Source organism: Bradyrhizobium sp. Leo170 (genome assembly GCF_004296405.1).
Lineage (GTDB): Bacteria > Pseudomonadota > Alphaproteobacteria > Rhizobiales > Xanthobacteraceae > Bradyrhizobium.
Genome location: NZ_PSRR01000007.1, coordinates 19,653 through 41,267, shown reverse-complemented (window position 1 = coordinate 41,267; position 21,615 = coordinate 19,653). Strand labels below are relative to the sequence as shown.

General features: G+C 64.4%; 17 protein-coding genes. 10 read left to right on the top strand and 7 right to left on the bottom strand.

Annotation, left to right across the window (positions count from 1 at the left end; all coding sequences use genetic code 11):
* Positions 1-10 precede the first annotated feature (10 nt).
* Together CWO89_RS02720 and CWO89_RS02715 are read left to right on the top strand one after the other, a co-directional pair.
* The gene (locus tag CWO89_RS02720; RefSeq protein WP_130577133.1) at positions 11-2,533 is read left to right on the top strand and encodes a circularly permuted type 2 ATP-grasp protein; all 2,523 of its coding nucleotides are present in this window, start codon (positions 11-13) and stop codon (positions 2,531-2,533) included.
* Entirely contained in the window at positions 2,530-3,408 is an 879-nt protein-coding gene (locus CWO89_RS02715) for a transglutaminase family protein (RefSeq protein WP_130577132.1), read from the top strand. Before CWO89_RS02720 ends, CWO89_RS02715 begins: the two co-directional genes overlap by 4 nt.
* A 128-nt stretch (positions 3,409-3,536) precedes the next feature.
* Here the strand turns inward: CWO89_RS02715 and CWO89_RS02710 are convergent, their stop codons facing one another.
* A complete protein-coding gene (locus tag CWO89_RS02710; protein WP_130577131.1) occupies positions 3,537-4,526 on the bottom strand; it encodes an AraC family transcriptional regulator in 990 nt (329 codons plus the stop codon).
* Positions 4,527-4,980: 454 nt separating this feature from the next.
* On the opposite strand from CWO89_RS02710, the gene CWO89_RS02705 reads away from it, so the two are divergent.
* Both CWO89_RS02705 and CWO89_RS02700 read left to right on the top strand, forming a co-directional pair.
* Positions 4,981-5,973 carry a formylglycine-generating enzyme family protein gene (locus CWO89_RS02705; protein ID WP_130577130.1) on the top strand — a complete coding sequence of 331 codons (993 nt, stop codon included), beginning with the start codon at positions 4,981-4,983 and terminating at the stop codon, positions 5,971-5,973.
* 133 nt (positions 5,974-6,106) lie between these two features.
* The gene (locus CWO89_RS02700) at positions 6,107-7,375 is read left to right on the top strand and encodes a sensor histidine kinase (protein WP_245475658.1); all 1,269 of its coding nucleotides are present in this window, start codon (positions 6,107-6,109) and stop codon (positions 7,373-7,375) included.
* Here the strand turns inward: CWO89_RS02700 and CWO89_RS02695 are convergent, their stop codons facing one another.
* Positions 7,376-9,124 carry a methyl-accepting chemotaxis protein gene (locus tag CWO89_RS02695; RefSeq protein WP_245475657.1) on the bottom strand — a complete coding sequence of 583 codons (1,749 nt, stop codon included), beginning with the start codon at positions 9,122-9,124 and terminating at the stop codon, positions 7,376-7,378.
* 213 nt (positions 9,125-9,337) lie between these two features.
* Between CWO89_RS02695 and CWO89_RS02690 the strand changes: the two genes are divergently transcribed.
* The 6 genes from CWO89_RS02690 to CWO89_RS02665 all read left to right on the top strand — a co-directional run bounded on the left by CWO89_RS02690 (position 9,338) and on the right by CWO89_RS02665 (position 16,806).
* Positions 9,338-10,720 carry an ethanolamine ammonia-lyase subunit EutB gene (locus CWO89_RS02690; protein WP_130577129.1) on the top strand — a complete coding sequence of 461 codons (1,383 nt, stop codon included), beginning with the start codon at positions 9,338-9,340 and terminating at the stop codon, positions 10,718-10,720.
* Between the two features lie 141 nt (positions 10,721-10,861).
* Entirely contained in the window at positions 10,862-12,448 is a 1,587-nt protein-coding gene (locus tag CWO89_RS02685) for a B12-binding domain-containing radical SAM protein (protein ID WP_130577128.1), read from the top strand.
* 6 nt (positions 12,449-12,454) lie between these two features.
* Positions 12,455-13,222 (top strand): ethanolamine ammonia-lyase subunit EutC, encoded by a 768-nt coding sequence (eutC, locus tag CWO89_RS02680; RefSeq protein WP_130577127.1) that lies wholly within the window; start codon positions 12,455-12,457, stop codon positions 13,220-13,222.
* A 317-nt stretch (positions 13,223-13,539) separates the two neighbouring features.
* A complete protein-coding gene (locus CWO89_RS02675) occupies positions 13,540-15,924 on the top strand; it encodes an efflux RND transporter permease subunit (RefSeq protein WP_130577126.1) in 2,385 nt (794 codons plus the stop codon).
* A 117-nt stretch (positions 15,925-16,041) separates the two neighbouring features.
* Positions 16,042-16,305 (top strand): type II toxin-antitoxin system TacA family antitoxin, encoded by a 264-nt coding sequence (locus CWO89_RS02670; protein WP_463699168.1) that lies wholly within the window; start codon positions 16,042-16,044, stop codon positions 16,303-16,305.
* Positions 16,306-16,308: 3 nt separating this feature from the next.
* Entirely contained in the window at positions 16,309-16,806 is a 498-nt protein-coding gene (locus CWO89_RS02665; RefSeq protein WP_130577124.1) for a GNAT family N-acetyltransferase, read from the top strand.
* A 78-nt stretch (positions 16,807-16,884) separates the two neighbouring features.
* On the opposite strand, the gene CWO89_RS02660 is transcribed toward CWO89_RS02665, so the two are convergent.
* The 5 genes from CWO89_RS02660 to CWO89_RS02640 form a co-directional block, all read right to left on the bottom strand.
* Positions 16,885-17,709, bottom strand: coding sequence for a phosphodiesterase (locus tag CWO89_RS02660; RefSeq protein ID WP_130577123.1), 825 nt, complete (start codon positions 17,707-17,709; stop codon positions 16,885-16,887).
* Entirely contained in the window at positions 17,706-18,530 is an 825-nt protein-coding gene (locus CWO89_RS02655) for a phosphodiesterase (protein ID WP_130577122.1), read from the bottom strand. Before CWO89_RS02655 ends, CWO89_RS02660 begins: the two co-directional genes overlap by 4 nt.
* 63 nt (positions 18,531-18,593) lie before the next feature.
* Positions 18,594-19,874 carry an ABC transporter substrate-binding protein gene (locus CWO89_RS02650; protein ID WP_130577121.1) on the bottom strand — a complete coding sequence of 427 codons (1,281 nt, stop codon included), beginning with the start codon at positions 19,872-19,874 and terminating at the stop codon, positions 18,594-18,596.
* 29 nt (positions 19,875-19,903) lie between these two features.
* On the bottom strand, positions 19,904-20,740 hold the full coding sequence (locus CWO89_RS02645; protein ID WP_130577120.1) for a carbohydrate ABC transporter permease: 837 nt from the start codon (positions 20,738-20,740) through the stop codon (positions 19,904-19,906).
* A complete protein-coding gene (locus tag CWO89_RS02640; protein ID WP_463699236.1) occupies positions 20,737-21,594 on the bottom strand; it encodes a carbohydrate ABC transporter permease in 858 nt (285 codons plus the stop codon). Before CWO89_RS02640 ends, CWO89_RS02645 begins: the two co-directional genes overlap by 4 nt.
* Positions 21,595-21,615 lie beyond the last annotated feature (21 nt).

Here is a 21,615-nt window from a genome sequence, read left to right as displayed (position 1 = left end):
GGGAAGCGGAATGGCGACCGGCCAGGAACACAGCCAGGAGAACAAGGCCCGCCCGGGCCAGCGCCGCATGGCGCAGTGGTCGCGCGACTATGCGCGGCTGCCCGGCATTCCCGATGAATATATCGGCCCGGACGGCACCCCGCGCCCGGTCTGGACCCGCTTCTTCGATGCGTTTTCCGCCCTATCGCCGGCGGAGATCGAGCGTCGCTTCGCCGCCGCCGACCGGCATTTGCGCGACGCCGGCGTCACCTATCGTGCGCCCGGCGAGACTTCCGACCGGCTGTGGCCGCTGAGCCACCTGCCGCTGATCATCGATGACGCCGACTGGCAGCAGCTTGTTTCCGGCATCACGCAGCGCGCGCAACTGCTCGAAATGATCCTGCGCGACATCTATGGCGATGGTCGCCTTGTCACTGATGGCGCGATCCCCGCCGCCGCGATCGCCGGCAGCAGCGAATATCTGCGCGCCGTCAGCGGCATCAAGCCGCCGGGCGGGCGCTACCTCCACCTTTATGCCGCCGATGTCGGCCGCGGCCCTGACGGCCGCTGGTGGGTGCTCGGCGATCGCACGCAGGCGCCCTCGGGCGCGGGCTACGCGCTGGAAAACCGCCTGGTGCTCTCGCGCGCGTTCGCCGGCCTCTACAAGTCGATGAATGTCGAGCGCGTTGCGCCGTTCTTCGAAGCGTTCCGCGACGCCTTACGCGCCAGCGCCGACCGCGACGAGCCGCGCATTGGTCTGTTGACCCCGGGCTCGTTCAACGAGACCTATTTCGAGCACGCGACGCTGGCGCGCTATCTCGGCTTCCTGCTGGTCGAAGGCGACGATCTCGCCGTCAGCGGCGACCGCGTCCACATTCGCACAGTTGCCGGGCTGAAGCGGCTCGACGTGCTGCTGCGCCGGGTCGATTCCAATTGGCTCGATCCGCTGGAGCTCAACGCCTCCTCGCATCTCGGCGTGCCCGGCCTGATCGAGGTGCTGCGCAAGAGCGGTGTCGTCATCGCCAACATGCCCGGTTCGGGCGTGCTGGAAGCGCGGGCGCTGCTCGGCTTCCTGCCGAGCCTGTGCCGACGGCTGCTCGGCGAAGAACTGGAAATGCCGCATATCGCGACCTGGTGGTGCGGTCAGAAGGCCGCGCGCGAACAGGTATTGTCGCGGCTCGATGATTTCGCGATCGAAAGCGCCTATGGCCGGGGTGTCCCGGGCTTTGCCAGCCATGGTCCCGTGCTCGCGGGCGAGTTGTCGCCGAGCGAACGCGAGCGGCTGAAGATTGCCATCACCGAGCGTGGCATCGACTTTGTCGGCCAGGAATTGGTGCGGCTGTCGACCACGCCGGTGTGGGAGAACGGCCAGCTCACGCCGCGCCCCTTTGTGCTGCGCGTTTTCGCCGCGGCCACGCCGCACGGCTGGACGATCCTGCCCGGCGGCTTCTGCCGAATCGCCGAACAGGCGGATGCCCGCGCGGTGTCGATGGGCGACGGCGCACGCGCCGCGGATGTCTGGGTGGTGTCGGAAAAAGCAGTCTCGACCGCGAGCCTGTTGCCCGCCGGCGATACCGTGCGCATCCGCCGCATCGCCGGCGTGTTGCCGAGCCGCGCCGCCGACAATCTGTTCTGGCTCGGCCGCTATCTCGAACGTGCCGAAGCGACGCTGCGATTGATCCGCGCGCTCGGCTCGCCGATGCGCGATCCCGCGAGGTCGAATGCGAGCGGCGCGTCCAACCTGCATTCGGTCGAGCGCATCCAGCGCATGCTGGTGGCCTGGGGCGCGACCTCGCAGACGGCGCGGGCGAACCCGGCCAAGGTCGTCGCCGAAGCGTTGCAGAGCGAGGAACGTTTCGGTTCGGCGCTCTCGCTGGTGCGCTCGGCACAGCGCACCGCCACCTCGCTGCGCGAGAGGCTGTCGCCGGACGCGTGGCAGGTCATCACCGAGATAGTGGACCGGCTCGGCGAGGAGGTCGAGGATGACGATGGCGTCATCAGCGCGGCCGAATTGACGCTGCAGGAGCTGGCGAGCTTTGCGGGACTTGCGCAGGAGAACATGAACCGCGCCGCGGGCTGGCGCTTTCTTGACATGGGCCGCCGCGCCGAGCGCGCCATCAACACCACCCGCTTCGCGCGGCAGTTCGCTTTTGACGAGGCTGGTGATGAAGATCTCGACATCCTGCTGACGCTCGTCGATTGCCAGATCACCTATCGTTCCCGCTATCTGGTGACGCCTATCCTTGCGCCGGTGCGCGATCTCGCGGTGCTCGACCCTTACAACCCGCGCTCGGTCGCGTTCCAGGTCGAAAGCCTCAACGAACACATCGCGGCACTGCCGAGCCTGAAGGAATACGGGATGATCGAGCGCCCGCAGCGGCTCGCGGTTGCGCTGCAGGCGATGCTGGCGACGGCGGAAGCGGAAACTCTTGATGTCAAGACGTTGTTCTCGCTGGAGCAGGACCTGCTCAATCTCGCCGACGCTATCGGGCTGCATTATTTCCCGCACGGGCCCAATGCGAGCCGGCCGGAGAAGCTAACAGGCCTCGCGTGATCTACGATATCAGGCACGTCACGACCTACTCCTACGAAAGCCCCGTGAGTTTCGCGCGATGCTCGCTACGGCTGGAGCCGCAAAGCGGCGACGGGCAGGAGCTGATCTCCCACAGCGTCGAGATCAGGCCGCGGCCAGCAGAGCGCACGGCGCGGCGCGACTTCTTCGGCACCTTGACCGAAAGCGTCCTGATCGAGACCGCGCACCGTAATCTGCGCGTCGACTCGCGCTCGCGCGTCGCGGTCTCGCGCCATGCGCCCGGCCGCAGCTCGCCGAGCCCGCCCTGGGAGAGCGTGCGCGACGTTGCGTTCGAGGCGACGAGTCTCGGACCATCATCGCCGGTCGGCTATGTCTTCGCGAGCGCGCTGGTGCCGGTGCTCGGGCCGCTTACGGCCTACGCGTCCGCAAGCTTTCCGCGAGGAGGCGGCATCCTTGCCGGTGCCGCCGACCTGATGCGCCGCATCCGCAGCGACTTCAGGTACGATTCCAAGGCCACCGTGATCTCGACGCCGCTAACGGAAGTGTTCGAGAAACGCCACGGCGTCTGCCAGGACTTTGCCCATGTGATGATCGCAGGGCTCCGCGGCCTCGGCCTGCCGGCCGCCTATGTCAGCGGCTATTTGCGCACCATCCCGCCGCCGGGACAGCCGCGCTTGCAAGGGGCTGACGCGACCCACGCCTGGGTCTCAGTGTGGTGCGGCGCCGAGCTCGGATGGATCGGTTTCGATCCGACCAACGATCTCCTGGTCGAGAACGATCACATTATCCTCGCGGTGGGCCGCGATTTCTCCGACGTCTCGCCGGTCGACGGCATCATCGTCGGCTCGCGCAAGCAGAAGCTGAACGTCGCCGTCGACGTGCTGCTGGTGGAGTGACGCCGTCGCGCACATCCTGCCGTAGCCCGGGTGAAGCGTCAGCGTAACCCGGGTCCGCGCCAGATGTTGATCCGCTTGTCCCGGGTTGCGCTGCGCTCCACCCGGGCTACGGATTTACTGCCGATGGCTCAGCGAAATGCGGCGGCGGACGGCGGCAGTCCGCCCGCGCGCTTGCCGCGCAGCGTCTCGGACGGGTACTCGCCGAACAGGTTTCTGTAATATTGGGCGAACCGTCCGAGTTCGATGAAGCCCTGCTGCATCGCGATTTCGCCGACGGTGACCTCTCCGGGCACGCTTTCCCTCAGCATGGAATGGATGGCGCAAAGGCGTTTGTGGCGTAGGAATGTTACGGGGCCGATGCCGAACACTTCCTGAAAGGCACGGTGAAGTCCGCGCCGCGACAGGCTGAATTCGGCGCAGATCTCGGAGATATGTACCGGCCTCGGGCCCACTCTATCGAGATAGTCCTCGACGCGGCGAACGAGCTTCATCGCCGATGGCAGATGGCCGCGGTCATCGGGCGGCAGCGAATTGACGATCGTACCCGTCATGCAGTCGACGATGGCGCGCTTCCAGAATTCCGCCGCATCGTCCGAAAGCACCGACTCGTGTCGTGCGAGACCTGAAATGATCTGGGGCAGGCGGCGGGCTGCGACCATGCCGATCGCATCGTCTGTGCGATAGTAACTCTTTTCCAGCCAATGGGCGGGATCGCTGAGCCGCGCGTCGCCGCCGAACACGGAGCCGAGATGAGCGAGATCGAGCCGGACCGCTGCATAAGTGGACGCGCCGTGGAAGATCCCATCATGCTCGACCAGCGGCGGGATCACCAGGACGTCGGACGGACGCATGTCGAACGACCAGTGCGTGACACGATCTTCGGCATCCAGCAGCATGCCGACGATCAGCCGGTCATCGGTCGAAATACGCTGCGTGCGCAGGCCGAGACTGAACGAGCCGATGCTCAGCGAGAAATCCCCGATGCCGACATGAGACAGGGTCCCGCGCAGCCTGCCACGTCCGATCTGCATGACGTCGACATGGCTGCCCTTGACGCCCTGATGCATGCCCTCGAAGCCATCGAGGTTGGAGATGTTGACCGAAAGACGTTGCGCCATCTTCGCCTCCCCCACGCACGGTGGGGCAGTGCCGGTCCCGACAACAAGTCGGGGACGGTGAAGTTCCTGCCACACCATGACACCGATTTGTTGCAGCGATTCGGGTTTCGTGATGGCGCGCGTGCGGCAGCAATTGTCCCTGAATTTTCGTCAAAGCCTTCGCAACTCCCCGAGGGATCGACCACATCCGGTGCATTCGCGCGACGGCTGTGAGCAAGCTTGCCGAAAATTGGCACACTCTGCACATCACAGGCCTGCGGAGTTGGTCTATCGTTCGGTCCTCAACCGGAGCAGGCACGTGATCAGGTCGTATTGGACCGCGTCACGCGCCGCGGGAGTGGCTGCGCTTATCGCAGCCTGCGCACACGGCAAGATAGAGGGGCTAACCTGTTGTTGCCGCTGGGCTGGCGGCGCTTGAACCGGAAGGGGCGCGACACCGCGCAAAGTTGGCGCCATGTTTCGGGCAGAAACCGAGTGCAGCAGCTATCAGCCGGATGATATCAGGACCGAGGACATGGTCTGGATTCCTGGCGGCGCGTTCCGGATGGGATCGGACCATCACTACCCCGAAGAAGCGCCAGCGCATCGCGTGACGGTCGACGGTTTCTGGATCGACCGAACACCCGTCACCAATTGGCAGTTCCGCGAGTTCGTCCTCGCCACCGGCCACATCACCGCGGCGGAGATCCCGCCCAGTCCCGCGAACGATCCGGACGCGCCGCCGGACATGCGCCAAGCCGGCTCGCTCGTCTTCACCGCGCCGCGGCGGGTGCGCGATTTGCGCGACACAAGCCAGTGGTGGACGTTCACGCCCGGCGCCAACTGGCGCCATCCATATGGCCCCAAGACCCACATCAATGTGCTCGGCAGTCATCCGGTCGTGCACATCACTTACGCTGACGCATTGGCTTACGCGAAATGGGTCGGAAAGGAATTGCCGACGGAAGCGGAGTGGGAATTCGCTGCGCGCGGCGGGCTCGAGGATGAGGAATACGCCTGGGGCAACGCCTTGATGCCCGGCGGCGTCCACATGGCCAATACCTGGCAGGGCAATTTCCCGGTCCAGAATCTCTGCGAGGACGGCTATGACCGCACCTCGCCGGTGACGGCGTTCCCGCCGAACGGCTATGGCGTCTCCGACATGATCGGCAACGTCTGGGAGTGGACGACCGATTGGTGGTCGGCACGCCACGAGGCCGACGCGCAGCACGGCGTCCCGCATAATCCCGTCGGCGGCCGCAAGGAGGCCAGCTACGATCCGGCGCGACCGCGGGCTCGCATTCCACGCAAGGTGCTCAAGGGCGGTTCGCATCTCTCTGCGCCGAACTACAGCCGCCGCTATCGTCCCGCCGCGCGGCACGCGGAGGCGGTTGATGCCTCGACGAGCCATGTCGGCTTCCGGTGCGTGTTGCGCTCACCCGTTTCTCCATCTCGCCACCATTCATGATGCGCGGTCATCCTGCTGGTTGCACACCGCTGAACGTGCTACCGAGCTAGGAAAGCGTCATTGAATCGGTTCCGATGATGGGAACAAGTCTGTGCTTCCGGCAATTAGCCCACTCGGCAGCAGGGGAGGCGTGGTGTCGAATACTGCGAATGCGAGGCCGGGGGGCGAACCAGCGGCCGTCATGTTGTTCCCGCAGCCGGCGCTGCAACTGGTCTATGACACAGCGCCGATCGGGCTCGCATGCCTGTCTCCAGACTGCCGGTATCTGCAGATCAATCAACGTCTTACCGAGATATGCGGATTGTCCGTCGAGTACCATCTCGGACGCTCCGTCAGGGATTGCGTGCCGGCGCTGGCCGACTCGGTCGAGCAGATCGTGCGGTCGATCATGGAGACCGGCGAACCGGTGATCGGCGTTGAAGTCGCCGGTCAACGGGCCGATCGGGTCGATGAGCGTTTCTGGGTAACGTATTGGCACCCGTTGCGCGCCCCAAGCGGCCAGATCGTTGCCATCAATGTCGCGGCGGAGGAGATCACCGAACGGAAGCGCAGCGAGCAGGCGCTTCGCCAGGCCCGCGATGCTGCCGAGGCCGCGCTGCAAGATCTGCGTGAGGCCCAGGCGTCGCTGGTTGAAGCCGAGAAGCTTGCCGCGCTTGGACGGATGGTCGCGGGCGTTGCCCATGAGGTCAACAATCCCGTCGGCATCAGCCTGACGGTTGCCTCGTCACTTCAGCGCAGGACCGAGCGCTTTGCGGCCGAAGCCGCGCGCGGCGGGCTCCGCCGGTCGACGCTGACCGAGTTCGTCGCCGCGATCAACGATGCATCGAACCAACTCGTGACGAACCTCAATCGCGCGGCCGAACTGGTGAGCGCGTTCAAGCAGGTCGCAGCCGACGACGATCAATCCGAGCGGCGAGAATTTGATGTTGGCGAATTGACCGGACGGATCCTCCTCAACCTGCGTCCCGAGTTTCAGGAGCGCGGCATCACGTTGAATGGATGGTGTGAGCCAAATCTTCGGATGAACAGCTATCCTGGCCCTTATGGTCAGGTCCTGACCAATCTGGCGTTCAATGTCATCGCGCACGCGTTTCCGGACGACCGCCGCGGTGCCGTCGACCTGACCGTGCGCGGCGCAGGGCCCGATCATATCGAGGTGGTGTTTGCCGACAACGGTTCAGGGATGAGTGCCGAGACCAGGCGTCGGGCGTTCGATCCCTTCTTCACGACCCGCCGCCATGAAGGCGCGACCGGTCTCGGTCTGCATATCGTCCACAACATCGTAACCGAGCGCCTGGGAGGGCGCATCAGGCTGGATAGCGAGCCCGGCAGCGGCACGCGCGTTCAACTGCTGTTGCCCAGGATCGTGGGCGAGCAGAGCGCGCACCGAAGCGCGGACTGATCACGCGCTCTTCCGCGCGCCCTCAATCGGATCGGCGCGCAAATTACCGAAAAACTTCTCGACCTCGCGCGATAGCGTCTCCGCCGTCGCAGTCAATTCGCCGGACGCGGCAAGCACGGATTCCGCGGCGACGGATGTCTTGCCCATCGCGTCGCTGAGTGAGCCGATATTGACCACCAGCGTGTCATTGCCTTGCGCGGCCGCCTGCGCATTGATCGAGATCTCGCGCGTCGCGGCATCCTGCTCGCCGACTGCGCTTGCGATATTCGATGTCACCACGTTGATCTCGCGCACGGCGTTGCCGATCTCGCGCACTGCTTCGACCGAATTGCGCGTCGAGGCCTGGATCGTGCCGATATTCTCGCCGATGTCGACGGTGGCTTTCGCGGTCTGCTCCGCCAGCGCCTTGACCTCATGGGCGACGACCGCAAAGCCGCGGCCGGCGTCACCGGCGCGCGCGGCCTCGATGGTGGCGTTGAGCGCGAGCAGGTTGGTCTGCTCGGCGATGGCCCGGATCAGCGTGAGCACGCCGTCGATGCGCTGGGTCGCGGCGGCAAGCCCTTCGATCTCGGCGACCGACCTGTCGGTGCGCTGGCCGGCCTCTTCGACCGCGCCGGCGGACTGGCGGATCTGGCGGCCGATCTCCTGCACCGAGGCCGAGAGTTCTTCGGCCGCGCTGGCGACGGCGGAGACATTATCGGCGGCCTGCGTGGTGGCGCCGGCGGCCGTCACCGCGCGATCGCTGGCATCGGATGCCACGCTGGCAATGGCCTGCGCGGTATCGCGCATCGAGGCCGCATTGTCGTTGACCGCGCGCAGCACCGCGCCGATCGCCTCGCGGAATGCTTCCACCGAGGCTTCGATGTGCCTGGTGCGCTCGTCGCGTGCCTTCGATTCCTGCAGCACCTGTGAATTGAGGTTGCGGTTGCGCTGCATCGCCTCCCGGAAGATCTCGATTGCGCGCGCCAGCGCGCCGATCTCGTCGCCGCGCCCAGTGTGAGGAACCGCGACGTTCTCCTCGCCTTCCGCGACCTGCCTGATCGTGGTGGTGATCGCGGACAGCGGGCGGGCGACCGAGCGCGAGATGATCAGCACGCCGAGCACCACCAGAACCAGCGCCAGGCCGCCGAGGCCGGTCAGGACGAGCGCCAGGGTGCGGTTGGTGTCGGTCTCCTGCGCCAGCTTCTTGCTGCGCTCGGCATAGACCTTCGACAGCGCCTCCAGATCCTTGTTCAGCGCCGTGCGCACGTCGCGATTGGCGTCGTTGTCACCCCATTCGCGGCCCGCGGCGGCGCCGATCTCGACGCCGCGGCGCACGAGCTCCTTGCGGAAATCAACGAACTGCTCGATGCGCTTCTTGAATTTGGCGAACTGCTCGGCATCGTCGGCCCGGACGATCTGCTCCCAGTTCTTGACCACGGCGAGGATGCGCTCGTTGAACTTGAGCAGCCCATCGCCGTATTTCTTCACCGTGGCCGGATCCGTCGACATGTAGATGCCGCGGGATTCCATCACCACCGCATAGACGAGCGAATTGACCCGCTCGACGTTCAGCGCCGCGTGGCTTGCCGTCTCCACAGCCTCCGTGAGCTCCGCGTTCCGGCGGCTGTTGTAGTCGGACAGGAAGGTGATGGCCGCGGTCAGCACCGCGAACAGTGCAAAGATCGCATACAGCTTGGCAGCAAGCGAAAGCCGGGACGCCATGGCGCGGACAGGGATGGGGCGGGGAGAGGTCGTGATTTCAGCCATTCGCGGCACTCCAGATGGGCCGGGGAGCACCGACGGCCGGTAAAATCATCTAGAATCTTGATGGACAATTTCTTAATGCGCGAAGTTTTCCGCATTGCAACCAAAGGCAAGCGACCCAGGCGGCGTCCGGCCCGGATAACCGATCGGCACCGGTTCTTGCATGGTGATAGGCTGTTGATCCAATGAAGCGCGGCCAGCGCGCGGGAACTCGTCATGGTCTATCGCCACGTCATCGGTGCCACTTCTTACGTATTCGGCGATCTGCGCGACCTGCTCGCCAAGGCCACGCCGCCGCGCTCCGGCGACCGCCTTGCCGGGATCGCGGCTGGCAGTGCGGAGGAGACGATCGCGGCGCGGATCGCACTCGCCGATGTGCCGTTGAAGCGGTTCCTGAACGAGGCGGTCATTCCTTACGAGGACGACGAGGTCACCCGCCTGATCCTCGATACCCATGATGCCGCAGCTTTTGCGGCCATCTCGTCGCTGACCGTCGGCGGCTTTCGTGACTGGCTGCTGTCGGATGCCGCGAGCACCGACACGCTGCAGAAGTTGTCCCGCGGCATCACGCCCGAAATGGCGGCCGCGGTGTCGAAACTGATGCGCAACCAGGACCTGATCCTGGTCGCGAAGAAATGCGAAGTGACGACCCGCTTCCGCAACACCATCGGGCTGCGCGGCCGGATGAGCACGCGACTGCAGCCCAACCATCCCTTCGATGACCTCAAGGGCATCACCGCCTCGATCCTCGATGGGCTCCTGCTCGGATCGGGCGACGCCTGCATCGGCATCAATCCAGCAAGCGATGACCCCAACGTCATCGGCGGCCTGCTCAGGCTGCTTGACGACATCATCACGCGCCTTTCGGTCCCAACCCAGGGCTGCGTGCTGACCCATGTGACGACGACGCTGGGGCTGATCGGGCAGGGCCTGCCGGTCGACCTGGTATTCCAGTCGATCGCCGGGACGGAAGCCGCCAACCGCAGCTTCGGCGTCGATCTCGTGCTGCTCGGCGAAGCGCGCGAGGCGGGGCTGTCGCTCCGCCGCGGCACGGTCGGCGACAACGTCATGTATTTCGAGACCGGGCAGGGCTCGGCGCTGTCGGCCAACGCCCATCATGGCGTCGACCAGCAGACTTGCGAGGCCCGCGCCTATGCGGTCGCCCGCGCCTTCGATCCTTTGCTCGTCAACAGCGTGGTCGGCTTCATCGGCCCGGAATATCTCTACGACGGCAAGGAAATCATTCGCGCCGGCCTTGAGGATCACTTCTGCGGCAAGCTGCTCGGCCTGCCGCTCGGCGTCGACGTCTGCTACACCAACCACGCCGAGGCCGACCAGGACGACATGGACAATCTCCTGACGCTGCTGGCCGCGGCCGCTGTCACCTTCATCATGGGGGTGCCCGGCGCCGATGATGTCATGCTGAATTACCAGTCGACGTCGTTCCACGACGCGCTCTATGTCCGGGACGTCTTCGGCCTCAAGCGGGCGCCCGAATTCGACGACTGGCTGTTGCGCGCCGGGCTCGCGGGGAACGACTTCCGGCTCACCGATCGCGCAGGGCTGCTGCCCGAATTTGCCTCGCGCCTGATCGCCTGAAACTCGGCGTTCCCTCTCGCAGTGCTCTTTGGCAACGACCCGTTCCCGGCGCGTGTGCGCCGCCACAATCTTGAAGAATTTCTGGCCCAGCGTCCGATGCCGTGCTTACATTTGGTTTAGGCTCGTCTTAAGGAAGTTTGGATGAGAGCTGAGGGCATCGAGGCGGCACGACGCATCCTCTGCGTCTTCCCGCGCTACACATCGGCGTTCGGTACGTTCGAATACGCCTATCCGTTGACCGACGGCGTCAAGGCTTTCATGCCGCCGCAGGGGCTCTTGCTGATCGCGGCCTATCTGCCGGAAAACTGGCAGGTCCGCTTCATCGACGAGAACATCCGTCCCGCCACCAAGGCAGATTTCGAGTGGGCGGAGGCGGTGTTCGTCAGCGGCATGCACATCCAGCGCCACCACATGAACGACATCTGCCGCCGCGCGCACGCCTTCGATCTTGCCGTCGCCCTTGGCGGCCCGTCGGTCAGCGCATGTCCGGACTACTATCCGTCCTTCGATTATCTCCATGTCGGCGAACTCGGCGACGCCACCAATGAGCTGATCGCACGGCTCGCGCGCGATACGTCGCGTCCCGCTGAGCAGGTGGTCCTGAAGACCGTGGACCGTGTGCCGATGACGGAGTTCCCGATTCCGGCCTACGAGCTTGCCGAGACCAAACGCTATTTCCTCGGCAGCATCCAGTTCTCCAGCGGCTGCCCCTATCAGTGCGAGTTCTGCGATATCCCCGGCCTCTACGGCCGCAACCCGCGCCTGAAGACGCCGCAGCAGATCATCGCCGAGCTCGACCGGCTGCGCGAATGCGGCATGACCGACACGGTCTATTTCGTCGACGACAATTTCATCGGCAACCGCAAGGCGACGCTGGACCTGTTGCCGCATCTGATCGAGTGGCAGAAGAAGACTGGTTACGTCGTGCGGCTCGCCTGCGAGGCGACGCTGAACATCGCCAAGCGGCCCGAGATCCTCGAGAAGATGCGCGAAGCCTACTTCGTCACGATCTTCTGCGGCATCGAGACGCCCGATCCCGACGCGCTGAAGGCCATGCACAAGGACCACAACATGATGGTCCCGATCCTGGAAGGCGTTCAGACCATCAATTCCTACGGCATGGAGGTCGTCTCCGGCATCATCATGGGCCTGGACACCGACAAGCCCGAGACCGCGGACGCGCTGCTTGCTTTCGTCGATGAATCCCGGATTCCGCTATTGACGATCAACCTGCTGCAGGCGCTGCCGAAGACGCCGCTCTGGGATCGGCTCGAACGCGAGGGACGCCTGGTCGAGGACGACAGCCGCGACTCCAACGTCGAGTTCCTTCTGCCCTACGATCAGGTCATCAGCTCCTGGAAGCGGTGCATGGAGGTGGCCTACGAGCCCGAAAAGCTGTTCGCTCGTTACGAGCACCAATGCGACTACACCTACGCCAACCGCGTGAAGGTCCCGGTCAACCCGGAAATGAAGAGCTGGGCCAATATCAGGCGCGGGCTGATCATGCTGCGCAACATCTTCTGGCAGGTCGGCGTGCTCGGTGACTATAAGCGGACATTCTGGAAGTTCGCGCTCGGGCGGCTTCGCCGCGGCGACATCGAGGGATTGATCGCATCGTCGATGATCGCGCATCACCTGATCACGTTCGCGCGTGCGGCCTCGAGCGGCCAGCAGAACGCGTCGAACTATTCGATCCGGTTGCGCGAAGCTTCCGTGCCTGCCGAGTAGCCGGAAATGAAACCACCGGCGCCGCCCCTTTCGCTGACGCGCCTGCGCGAATTGACGCCGGCGCGCGTCGGGCTCGGCCGTTCCGGCGCCAGCCTGCCGACCGAGGCGCTGCTGGGCTTCACGCTCGACCATGCCCGTGCGCGCGACGCCGTTCACGCCGCTTTCGATCTCGATGGCCTCATTGCAGGATTGAACGAACTCGGCCTGCAGCCGCTCCAGGTGTTGAGCCAGGCGCGCGATCGCCGCGACTATCTCAGGCGTCCCGATCTTGGACGCATGCTCGATCCCGAATCGCGGCGCGCCTTGGAGAGCCTCGGCAGCACGTCCAGCCAACTGGACCTTGTGATCGGCGATGGCCTGTCGCCGACCGCGGTCAATGTCCATGCGGTCGAACTGATTCGCCATCTGCTGCCGCAGCTTGCGGCCGGCCGGATCAATATCGGCGGGACCGTGATCGCCTCGGGCGCCCGCGTCGCGCTGGGCGACGAGATCGGTGCGCTTCTCAACGCGCGCATGGTCCTGGTGCTGATTGGCGAGCGGCCCGGCCTGTCCGCGCCCGACAGCCTCGGCGCTTACCTGACCTTCGCGCCGCGGATCGGCCGCACCGATGCGGAACGAAACTGCATCTCCAACATTCACCGCGCGGGCCTCACCTACGCGGAAGCCGCATACCGAATCGCGTGGCTGGTCCGCGAGGGACTGAGCCGCCAAGTCACTGGCGTTGCGTTGAAGGACGAGAGCGGAGGCATTCCGCCGCAGTTGGCCGCGCCCTGAGCTCATGATCCGGGGAGGCGGGACCGGCCCTCCGAAAAGATCACGTTCGAACAAAGAGATGAGAGCAGGACGGCTTCAGCCCGATCCGCTCCTGCGCTGTGACAAATCAGATACTTAATGGCGATTTTTGTACCGCACACGCCGATTTGACCTCTCCCTCGTGCTTGCGAGGCGGGGGAGGGGCCTGTAAAACCGGCGGCGGTCAATACTTCCGTGTTTTCAAAGGCTAGCGCCGATTGGAAGTGGCCGTAGAGCGTTGTTCACGCCCGTAAAACCCAAGCTAGACAATTCGCGCCGATTTCAGAACTGGACAGGGCATGCTCGAAAAGAATTCCGAAAGTCAGGTCCACGTCGGAAAGGTCGAGGAGCCGCCGCAGGGGGCCAGCATCGCTTTCGGGCTGGAGCGCATCGGGCTGATCGCGGTCAAAGCCCCGGTGGTCTCGCTGATCGTGCTGGTCGCGCTGATGATCGCGGCCGTGTTCGGCGTCCAGCGGATCAAGATCGATGATTCGCTGTCGCAACTGTTCCGTTCCAACACCAAGGACTACAAGCAGTACGAGGAGGTGACGAAGCGCTTCCCGGCGACCGAGTTCGACGTGCTGGTCGTGGTCGAGGGCAAGACGCTGCTGGCGCGCGACAACCTCGAGAAGTTGCGCGACATGGTCACCGACCTGCAACTGGTCGAAGGCGTGCGCGGCCTGATCTCGCTGTTCTCGGCGCGGCAGGCGCCGGAGCCCGGCAAGTTGCCGGCGGCGCTGTTCCCCAACGAACTGCCGGAAGGCGCGGCCTACGACAAGTTCGTCGAGACGGTGAAATCCAACGAGATCATTCGCGGCAAGCTGTTGTCGGAGGACGGCACGCTGGCGCTCGTCGTGCTGTCGCTTGATCCGGAAGTGGTCTCAAGCAACAAGCTGAGCACCGCAGTCGGCGAGATCCGCAAGGTCATGGCCGACGATCTCTCCGGCAGCGGCCTCAACGCCCAGCTCTCCGGCGTGCCGGTGATGCAGCTCGAGATCCGCAACGCTGTCGAGCGCGACGGGCTGACCTACAACGTCCTCGGCATCCTTGCCGGCTGCGTCATCGCGATCATCTTCTTCCGCAAGATCTCCTTCATGGTGGTGGCGGCATTCCCGCCGATGATTGCGATCCTGCTCGCGCTCGGCGCCCTCGGCTGGGCCAATTTCAATCTCAACATGTTCCTGAACGTGATGACGCCGCTCATCATGGTGATCAGCTTCTCCGACTCGATGCAGCTCACCTTTGCGGCGCGCGACCGGCTGATCGCGGGGCAGGACAAATTGAGCGCGTTCACCAATGCCGTCCGGGTGGTGGGGCCGGCCTGCGTGCTGACGCACGCGACCGCCGGCATTTCCTTTATCGCGCTGCAGTTCTCCGATTCCGACCTGATACGCAAATTCGGCGAGGCGGGGCTTGCCGCCACCATCATCGCGTTGCTCGCGGTGCTGTCTTTGGTGCCGGTATTCGGCGTATTGTTCGTGCGCAACGAGCGCATCTTCGCGGTCAAGTTCCAGAGCGCGGATGCCGGCGTGCAGGCGCTGCGCAATTTCTGCTACTGGATCGCGGTGCGCATGGTCAGCCGGCCTGGGCTGTTCAGCCTGGTCGCGCTGATCTTCGTCGGCGGGCTCGGCATCATCTATGCCAATCTCGAGCCGCGCTATCGGCTGGCCGACCAGGTGCCGAACAAGCAGCAGGCGGTTGAGGCCAGCAATCGGCTTGACGCGAAGCTGACCGGCGCCAATCCGATCGATGTCCTGGTCGAATTCCCGAAGGGCGCTTCGCTCTACTCCGCCGAGACCTTGAAGGTGATCGCGGAGGTTCACTCAACGGTCGAAGGCGCAGCCGGCGTCGGCAATGTCTGGTCGCTGGAAACGCTGCGCCGCTGGCTTGCCGAGAAGGCGGGCGCGACCGACGTGGCGACGCTGAAGGAATATGTCAGCGTCATCCCCGAACATCTGGTGCGGCGCTTCATTTCCGCGAATCAGGATGCCGTGGTGGTGTCCGGCCGCGTGCCCGATCTCGATTCAAGCGAGATCCTGCCGGTGGTCGACAAGCTCGATCATGCGCTCGACAAGGTGCGCGCCGAGCATCCCGGCTACGAGATCGCCGTCACCGGCCTGTCCGCGATCGCCGCGCGCAACAGCGCCAGCATGATCGAGAAGCTCAACCACGGGCTGACGATCGAATTCGCCCTGGTCGCGATCTTCATCGGGCTCGCCTTCCGCTCCGTCGTCGTGATGTTCTCCTGCATCCTGCCGGGAATCTTCCCGGTGGTGCTGTCCGGCACGGTGTTGTGGCTGCTCGGCGAAGGCCTGCAATTTGCGAGCGTCGTGGCGCTGACGGTATCGTTCGGCCTCGGCCTCTCCGCGACCATCCACTTCCTCAACCGCTTGAGGCTCGAGCGCAAGCCCGGCATCACCGCCGCGCTCGCGGTGGAGCGCGCGACCGTCCTGGTCGGACCCGCGCTGATCCTGACCACGGTGGTGCTGGCCTGCGGCCTGGTGGTGACCGTATTCTCCGACCTGCCGTCGCTGCGCCTGTTCGGCTGGCTCTCCGCCTTCTCGATGATCGCAGCCCTCGTCGCCGACCTCTTCATCCTCCGGCCGACCGCGATGTTCCTGATCAACCTGTCGGAGAAATTGCGCGGGACGGCAACGCCACCGCAGGCGAAAGCGGCGGAGTAGACGCACGAAGCCTACCCTTGGCTTTTGTATTGCAAAACGCGCTACAGAATTCTATATATTCTGTCAGGGAGACCACTCATGCCCCGAGCCATTAAGCGCAAGGAGCACCCGCTTTCGATGCGGCTGCCCGAAGCCGACATTGCGATCATCGATCGGGCAGCAGCGCTGCGCGGCCGTTCACGAACCGATTTCGTACGTGACGCGGCCGTAAGAGCGGCCGAAGATGTGCTGATGGAAACGGCGCCAATTCGGATGAGCGCCGCAGGCTTCAAGGCCTTCACGGCGGCATTGTCCAAGCCTGCTGCCGCGGTCCCCGAAATGGTTGAGCTCTTCCGGCGTGCGGCCCCGTGGGAGACCAGCGGTTCAAAGACCGGGAAGTAAGGCTTGGCGGTCTCCGAGCCTGAGTTACTGACGGCAGCCCACGATCTTGCCGAGTTCTCCTGTGGCAAGCCGTCGCTCGACCGCTGGCTCAAAACCCGAGCGCTATCCAACCAGGAGAAAGGCTTTACGGCTGTTCTTGTCGTCCATGAAGCCAATCGTGTGATCGGTTATTATGGTCTCGCGCCAACGGCAATCGTGCCTTCAGTACTGCCGCGATCTATCCGAACGGGTCAACCGCCCGACCCGGTCCCCTGCCTGCTGCTGGGACAGCTTGCAACTGATCAGAACTGGATTGGCAAGGGAATTGGCACTGGCCTGCTCAAGCATGCGCTGCAGCGCTGCGTCACGGCCGCCGGCCTGATCGGAGGCCGCGCACTGATCGTCAACGCCGTGGACGTCGAGGCTGCATCGTTCTGGCACCGACGGGGCTTCATTCCCTCAAAGGACAATCCACTTATCCTTTTCAGATCGATCGCCGATATTGCGGCATCGCTTCGCTGAGTTATCCTCTCGGGAGCGGCTCGGCATTCATTTTCGAACAAGAAGAGCTTCCGTTCTGATTCAATCAGAATCGAAGCGCTACCCCAGCGCGCCGTTCAGCGCCGCTTGGTCGTGCAGCGAGAAGCGCGGTCCGGCATACATGAACGAGCATTGGTGGATCACGATCTGTCCACCGCTCACCGTGACATGCGAATAGTCCGGCGCCTCGTGCGAGCCGGGAATGTGGCCCTCGGTCTCAAGGTCGAAAGCGACCTGGTGCGCCAGCGCGCGCTGGATGTGGAAGGGGATGCGGTTCCAGAGCCCTGCGATCGGCCGGTGCAGATGGCCCATGAACAGATAATCCGGCCGGCGCGTGCGCGCGATCACCGCCCACTCGGCGTCCGGATTGGCGAGTCGAATGGTGTCCATGTAGCGCAGGCCGGTGTCGAACGGCGGGTGGTGCTGGAACAAGAGCAGCGGGCGGTTCGTCGGCGCCGACATCAGCGCATGCTCGAGGAAGGCGAGCCGGCGCTCGCAGAGCAGGCCTTCGTGGTTCGGAGCCGCCTCGTTCAGCGTGTCGAGGGTGACGATGGTCGCGGCGTCGAACACCTGCACGGATTGCACAAAACCATCTGCATCGCGGGCGGCGCCCGGAAAATAGCGAGCAAACGTATCGCGGCGGTCGTGGTTGCCCATCATCAGGATGGTCGGCGCGTTCAGGCGCGCCAGCGCATCGGCAAGATGTTCGTAAGCCGCGTCCTCGCCCCAATGGGCGAGATCGCCGGTGACGATGACAAAGGCGAGGTCGGGATGGTCGCGGTTGATGCGGGCGATCGCGGCAGCGAGCCGATCTGCCGGATCGAGGCCGTAGATCCTGCGGCCGCGGGCGACGAAATGGGTATCGGTCAGGACGACAAATTTCACCGGACCATGGTCTCCCGGTTCCAGGCCTGGTAGTCGGGCGAACCCTCGATGCGGATCGGACCGTCGTAACCGAATTCCACCATGTGTACGGTGACGTAATCCTCGCCCAAGAACACAACGCCATAGGCTTCAGGCAGATCCGACGCGCAAAGGACCTCTGTTTCGGCGAATAGCGGATAGCTCGCATGGTTGGTGCCGCGCAGCGAGGAAACGGGAACGCCGGCGACCGATCCCGCGAGCGGCAGGTGGCAATGGCCGAAGAAGATATGCCGGATCCGCTCGCGGTGCCGCGCCACCAATTTCCGGAACGCGGCGTCGTCGAGCAGACGGATCTGATCGAGCGGCGCAATGTGCGTCGGCATCGGGTTGTGATGCATGAAGAGGAGGAAGGGCCCGTCATGCTCGGCGAGCCGCGCCGCAAGCCAGCCGAGCCGTTCGTCGCAATAGCGGCCGGCGTGTGTCCCGGGATGCGCGGTGTCGAGGAACAGGCAGCGTGCGGCGGGCAAGTCATGGACACCCTGCACGAAGCCGCCTTCCGCGGCGAGGTCGGGAAACACGCTGAGGAAGTTGGCGCGGTTGTCGTGGTTGCCGATGCACAGCCGCACCGGGATCGGGAACTGCTCGAGGCGTTGCTTCAGCCACTGATAGTCGTCGCGGTCGCCCCAGTCCGAGAGGTCGCCTGTGATCACCATCAGTTCGGCGTCATGGTGATCCCTGAGGATGTGGGTCAGCGCGCGTTCAAAGTTCTTCCGCGGATCGCGGCCACCGATGGTCGAGCCCGGCGCAGTCAGGTGGATATCGCTCATGTGGATGAGTTTCATGGGGGCGCTCCGCAAATGAGCTGCGGGGCGCATGATACGCCCCGCCGCGGGTTTCGAAAGGCTTTAGCGCGTCGCGCCGGTGGTCTTCGGCAGCAGCTTCTGCACGTCGGCGGTCATCTCGGCGAGCACCGCATCGGGCTCCTTGGAGCGGGCGCCGCTGATGATCGAGTTCATGTGGTCCTTGATCACGTCGGTGATCTTCAACCCGTTGTCGCCGGGGAACGCGTACCACTTGGTGAGCAGCGCCATCTGGCTCACCGCGGTGTAGTTGTTCGGGTTCTTGCTGTAGAAGTCCTTCAGGTAGACTTCGTTGGCGACCTTGTTGGCCGGCATGTAGCCGGTGGTCTCGGCCATGATCGCCGCGCCCTTCGGTCCGGCCCAGAACTTCACCACTTCCCAGGCGGCGTCGCGCTTCGCTTTGTCTTTGGACAGGATCATCACGACATTGCCGCCAGCCGGCAGGCGGCCGTTCGGCGACACGACGTCGGGGAAGGTGTGGGTCTTCAATTCGAACTTGCCGCCGATCATCTGCGTGACCTTGTTCAGATCGGAGGTCGAGGTGATGTGGAAACCGGTCTTGCCGGCGGCAAAGGCCGCGCGCATCGCGGGCTGGTCGAGGTTCGGCATGCCGCCTTCGTTGACGAGGCGGGCGAGCATCCGGATCGCGAACTGCCCTTCGGGGCCGTTGAAGGCCACTTTCGTCTCATCGGCATTTAGCATGGTGCCGCCGCGCGCAAACACCGGCGCCTGCCACAGCCAGTTGCCGGTGATGTCCCAGACATAGGTCACACCGTTGATATCAGGGCCGAGCGCTTTGATTTTCTTTGCCTGCGCGATCAGTTCATCCCAGGTTTTCGGCAGGTTGTTCGGATCGCCCCCGGCCTGCTTCAACAGGTCGAGATTGACATAGACGATCGGCAGCGAGATCGCGAAGGGCAGGGCGTAGATCTTGCCGCTCGCCGTGCCGATGTCGAACATCGCCTGGTGGAAGCCCTGGCGGTCGAAATCCTTCTCGGCGGCGATGAAATCGTCGAGCTGGGCCGGGATGTTCTTGTCGACGAGCACGCGGATGCGATTCAGGCCCTGGAAGGTGACATCGGGCATCTGGTTCGTGACGGCTTCGCGCAGCACCTTCTGGGTGCCGTCCTCGTAGGATTCGTAAGGCGCGCGCAGCGTGATCTTGATGTCCGGCCGCTCCTTGGCGAACTCTTCGGCGATGCGCTTGTGAGTCTCGGCAAACAGTTCTGGATACGGATATTGCAGCACGATTTCGGTCTGCGGTTGTGCCAGCGACGCGCTGGCGGCAAGCGACAGCACGGCTCCGGCGATTAACGATTTCAGCATAGGACAGGCTCCCTGTTTGAGGTGACGCGTTACTTGATTCCGGTCAGCGTGATGCCTTCGATGAAGCGGCGTTGCGCGAGCAGGAAGGCGATCAGGAGCGGCGCGATGATCACCATCGCCGCCGCCATCAGCGGGCCGTAATTGGTGCCGGCCTCGTTGTTGCGGAAATGCGCCACTGCCAGCGGCGGCGTGCGCAACTGCTCGCTGTTGAGCACGATCAGCGGCCAGAAATAGTCGTTCCAATGCGCGACCACGGAGAAGATGCCGAAGGCGGTGACCGCGGGGATGGCGGCGGGCAGCATCACCCGCCAGACGATGCCGAACTCGGAGATGCCGTCCATGCGCGCGGCGTCGACGAGATCGTCGGGGACCGACTTGAAGAACTGGCGCATCAGGAAAATGCCGAACACCGAGATCGTAAAGGGCAGGACGAGCGCGGCGTAACTGTCGAGCAGGCCGAGCTTGTGCAGCAGCAGGAATACCGGGATCGCGGTGGCCTGTGGCGGAATCAGGATTCCGAACAGCACCAGCGCGAACAGCGTGTCACGGCCGAGGAAGCGCAGCTTCGCCAGCGCATAGGCGGCGGGCAGCGCGATCAGCACCTGCAGCACGAAGATCGAGACGGTGACGATCACGCCGTTGAGCAGGAAGCGCCAGAGATTGGCCTTGGCGAAGGCGACCTTCAAATTGTCCCACAGCGCGAAATGATGCGGGATCAGGTGCAGTTCGCTGGAGAACACTTCCTCCGGCGGCTTCGACGCGGTCGAGACCATCCAGATGAACGGGGCCAGCAGCACCACCGCGCCCGTGATCAGGAGCAAATGGCGGACGGCAGGCCAGAGCGGAATCGCGCGGAGATTCTTCATGCGGTTTGCACGCCGCGGTCGGCGAGCCTCGCTTTGATCAAAGTGAGCAGGAGGACGAACACCAGGAACACGACCGTCAGCGCGGCGCCGTAGCCTGAGCGGAAGAACTCGAATCCCTCGGTGTACATGGTGTGGATCAGCACTTCGGAGGATTTCGACGGCCCGCCCTTGGTGAGGATGTGCACGGTGTCGAACACCTGGAACGAGCGGATGCCGCTGATCACGATGACGAAGGTCGTCACGGGGCCAAGCATCGGCCAGGTCACCAGGCGAAACCGCGCCCAGGCGCTCGCCGCGCCGTCGATCTCGGCGGCCTCATAGAGCTGCTTCGGGATCGAGACCAGGCCGGCGAGGAACAGCACCATGTTGAAGCCGACCGCCTGCCAGATGCCGATGGCGCAGAGCGCATAGAGCGCGGTGTTGCGGTCCTGCAGCCAGCTAAAAGCCGGCAGCCCGGCGCCGCGCAACAGCCCGTTCACCAGGCCGAACTGCGGATGCAGCATGAACTCCCAGACCACAGCCATCGCGATCAGCGTTGCCATGACAGGCAGGAAGTAGATGGTGCGGTAGAGGCCGCGCAGGCTGGTGCCGCTTTCGATCAGCAGCGCGATGGCTAGCCCAAGCGTCACCGCGCCGGGCACAACGATCACCACATAAGTCAGCGTGTTGCGCAGCGAGATCCAGAACACCCTGTCGGCGAACATCTCCTGGTAGTTGGCAAGGCCGATCCAGGACAAGGCGGGGGCGCCGAGCTGATAGTCGGTGAAGGAGAGCGCGATCACACTCGCGAGCGGGCCGAGCAGCATGAGCAGCATCAGCGTGAATGCCGGCGCGACCAGGCCATAGGCGGTCATCGCCCGCTGATCGCGTTTTCG

Coding starts and splice junctions, on each gene's coding strand:
- CWO89_RS02675 (WP_130577126.1), top strand. CDS start 13,540: ATGCTCGAAAAGAATTCCGAAAGTCAGGTCCACGTCGGAAAGGTCGAG.
- eutC (WP_130577127.1), top strand. CDS start 12,455: ATGAAACCACCGGCGCCGCCCCTTTCGCTGACGCGCCTGCGCGAATTG.
- CWO89_RS02720 (WP_130577133.1), top strand. CDS start 11: ATGGCGACCGGCCAGGAACACAGCCAGGAGAACAAGGCCCGCCCGGGC.
- CWO89_RS02690 (WP_130577129.1), top strand. CDS start 9,338: ATGGTCTATCGCCACGTCATCGGTGCCACTTCTTACGTATTCGGCGAT.
- CWO89_RS02695 (WP_245475657.1), bottom strand. CDS start 9,124: ATGGCTGAAATCACGACCTCTCCCCGCCCCATCCCTGTCCGCGCCATG.
- CWO89_RS02705 (WP_130577130.1), top strand. CDS start 4,981: ATGTTTCGGGCAGAAACCGAGTGCAGCAGCTATCAGCCGGATGATATC.
- CWO89_RS02710 (WP_130577131.1), bottom strand. CDS start 4,526: ATGGCGCAACGTCTTTCGGTCAACATCTCCAACCTCGATGGCTTCGAG.
- CWO89_RS02655 (WP_130577122.1), bottom strand. CDS start 18,530: ATGAAACTCATCCACATGAGCGATATCCACCTGACTGCGCCGGGCTCG.
- CWO89_RS02670 (WP_463699168.1), top strand. CDS start 16,042: ATGCGGCTGCCCGAAGCCGACATTGCGATCATCGATCGGGCAGCAGCG.
- CWO89_RS02685 (WP_130577128.1), top strand. CDS start 10,862: ATGAGAGCTGAGGGCATCGAGGCGGCACGACGCATCCTCTGCGTCTTC.
- CWO89_RS02650 (WP_130577121.1), bottom strand. CDS start 19,874: ATGCTGAAATCGTTAATCGCCGGAGCCGTGCTGTCGCTTGCCGCCAGC.
- CWO89_RS02645 (WP_130577120.1), bottom strand. CDS start 20,740: ATGAAGAATCTCCGCGCGATTCCGCTCTGGCCTGCCGTCCGCCATTTG.
- CWO89_RS02640 (WP_463699236.1), bottom strand. CDS start 21,594: ATGACCGCCTATGGCCTGGTCGCGCCGGCATTCACGCTGATGCTGCTC.